This is a genomic window from Vibrio sp. 10N.222.46.A1, from assembly GCF_041473595.1.
In the GTDB taxonomy this organism is placed as follows: domain Bacteria; phylum Pseudomonadota; class Gammaproteobacteria; order Enterobacterales; family Vibrionaceae; genus Vibrio; species Vibrio tasmaniensis_A.
Window position 1 is genome coordinate 1 of the sequence record NZ_JBFRSN010000333.1, and the last position, 1,980, is coordinate 1,980.

At 42.5% G+C, this 1,980-nt stretch carries 2 protein-coding genes and 1 pseudogene; all 3 read left to right on the top strand.

The genetic code is table 11. The annotated features are described in order from the left end of the window. Nucleotides 1-204, top strand: a pseudogene (locus tag AB4496_RS10925) (LysR family transcriptional regulator); the annotation flags it as partial. A gap of 12 nt (nt 205-216) precedes the next feature. Beyond that, a complete protein-coding gene (locus AB4496_RS10930; protein ID WP_009846048.1) occupies nt 217-1,092 on the top strand; it encodes an NAD(P)-dependent oxidoreductase in 876 nt (291 codons plus the stop codon). A gap of 441 nt (nt 1,093-1,533) precedes the next feature. After that, nucleotides 1,534-1,950: an MCP four helix bundle domain-containing protein gene (locus AB4496_RS10935; protein ID WP_133151964.1), complete on the top strand. Its 417-nt coding sequence runs from the start codon at nt 1,534-1,536 to the stop codon at nt 1,948-1,950. Nucleotides 1,951-1,980 lie beyond the last annotated feature (30 nt).

Here is a 1,980-nt window from a genome sequence, read left to right on the forward strand (position 1 = left end):
GGCTTGGGGCTTGCTTCATTGCCTTTTCGTCATGTATCCCCCGAGATGAATTTGATTCAAGTGCTCCCTGAGTATCATCGGGGTGATCGCCAAGCGTATTTAGTGTACAAAGAAAGAAAATATCAGCCAAAGGCTTTGACCCTGCTTATTGATGCGTTGATTGAGAGTGTTCGATCTTTTCATAGCGATGACTTGGTCAAATAAAAGGAGAAAGAAATGAAAGTAAGTTTTATCGGGCTAGGCGTTATGGGCTTCCCAATGGCAGGCCACCTAGTCAAAGCCGGTTTTGAAGTAACGGTGTTTAACCGCACTCACAACAAAGCATTAGACTGGGCTGATAAACACCAAGGTAAAACGGCAGAATCTGTGGCTGAGTGTGTCGCAGAAGCTGACGTGGTATTGGTTTGTGTAGGTAATGATGACGACGTACGCAGCATGACAACCAGCGAAACAGGCGCATTGGCAGCAATGAAGCCAAACGCGATTCTTGTCGACCACACTACAACGTCTGCTGTGCTGTCTGAAGAGCTTGAAGTGGCAGCGAAGCAAGCTGGTGTTCGCTTTATGGACGCGCCAGTGTCTGGTGGCCAAGCGGGCGCAGAAAACGGCGTGCTAACCATCATGTGTGGCGGCGAACAAGCGCTTTTCAACGACCTTCAACCTGTGTTCGAAGCTTACGGTAAGTCGTCAGTTCTGATGGGTAAAGTCGGCCAAGGCCAACGCGCAAAGATGGTCAATCAGATCTGCATTGCGGGTGTATTGAACGGTTTATCTGAAGGCTTGGTACTTGCTGAAAAATCAGGTTTGGATATCCCAACTCTGGTTGATTGCCTTAAAAACGGCGCAGCAGGTTCATGGCAGATGGAAAACCGCGCGACCACAATGGCGCAAGACAAGTTCGATTTCGGCTTCGCCATTGATTGGATGATCAAAGACTTAGGTTTCTGCTTAGATGAAGCTGAGCGCCAAGGCATCCAACTTCCACTGACCGAAAAAACCAACAACGCTTACAAGGCATTGTCTGCGGAAGGACAAGGCCGCATGGATACCTCGGTATTGATGAAAGCCGTAGTTGAAGAGACTAAGAAGTAGAAGAGACGAAAAAGTAGAAGAAACTAAGAAATAGAAGAATTTGAATAGTAGACGAGATTAAGTAGAGAGACTAAAAGTCGTCGAAGCTTCGTTCTGTTTTGACAAAATAGCCGCTAACTAGCGGCTATTTTTTATTTTTAATCAAAAAGAAAAATAACATATTTTTCAACAATGTAAGTGGTTGTAAGCTTGTTTTGGTTGAAAGTCCATCAGCACCGTTCGTGTGCTGCGAGATCTGTATCAATTTCACTTCGCTCTATGCTGTGAATTGTTTAATTGTTTGAATTATATTGCCATTTCATTACAAAATAGTTGAGAAATAATCACTGCCTGAACTGGCCTGTTTAGGTGGCTGGCTTATAAGTCAATGATAAAATAATAAAAAAACGTGATATAATTATCATTATTAGTAAATTCCCATGCATTATTTTTCAGGATTATATGAAATCAATATCAACAAAGCTTCTTCTAGTTCCACTGCTCTTTTCTATCTTTTTAGTTGTAAGCAACTTAAAAAGCGAAGCTACCTCAAATGAGGTTATGGACAGTTTTCACTCTGTGTACGAGGACCGAGTCATTCCGTTATCTGATTTGAAAAGCATTTCGGATTTGTATGCGGTAAGCGTGATTGATGCGGCGAATAAATACCATGTGGGAATGATAGAGCAGGCGGCTTTTTATTCTGGTGTTTCTGTTGCGATGAAAGAGGCTCATGAGCTATTCCTTCATTATCTGGCAACGCAGCTAACAAGAGAAGAAGAGGGGTTGGCAAAAGAGCTTCAACTTAAAATAGATAAGGTAGAGCGAGAAGTACCATTAATTCTTGATAAACATAGAAATATGATGATTGATGATTGATGATTCTGAGATGATCACTCAGCTTTATCT